Consider the following 602-nt stretch of genomic DNA (forward strand, 5'->3'; position numbering starts at 1 on the left):
GCCGTGCCAGCCGCGCGCGTGCCCGGCGGCGTCGCGCAGTGCCGGCGCGAGCGCGACCAGCGCGGCCGCGCCGGACACGAGCTGGGCGATCGCGTGCTCGACGTCGGCGCGGTTGCCGGGTGTCGGGTCGAACTCCAGGCCCCGGTAGGTCACCACGGGTCGACCCGGCGCAGCGCGGCGCGCGCGTCCTCGTCGGCGGCGGTGTAGTCGGCGCGGACCGACGCGAGCATGGCGGCCTCGGCGGTCACCTCGGCCAGCAGGCCGGTCAGCTGCTCGCGGGTGGCGGCGATGAGCGCGGCGGTCGCCTGGTCGAGCCGGCCGGGGCCGAGCGTGCCGCCGCCGGTCAGCCCGTCGACGGTGGTGGTCAGCGAGTCGGCGGTGTCGGCGAGGACGGCCGCCGTGACCCCGATCCCGGCCAGGTCGGTCTCGAACCCGGACAAGCGTGGCTCCCTTCCGACGGATCTACGCGCCGAACACTGGAGGATAGGCGGGCGGCAGGTCGTCGAACAGGTCAAGGCCCTCGTCGTACTTGTTGGTGTGCTCGGTGTCCTGGTCGCCCTGCGCGCCGCCGCCGATCGGCATCCCGCCGAACGCGCCGGCAC

Annotated in this window: 1 protein-coding gene; it reads right to left on the reverse strand. The window is 76.1% G+C overall.

Annotated features, from left to right (window positions below):
- Window positions 1-149: 149 nt before the first annotated feature.
- Window positions 150-440 (reverse strand): hypothetical protein, encoded by a 291-nt coding sequence (locus ACYVIP_RS44580; RefSeq protein ID WP_460407291.1) that lies wholly within the window; start codon window positions 438-440, stop codon window positions 150-152.
- Window positions 441-602 lie beyond the last annotated feature (162 nt).

It is taken from the genome of Actinophytocola sediminis (assembly GCF_054779715.1).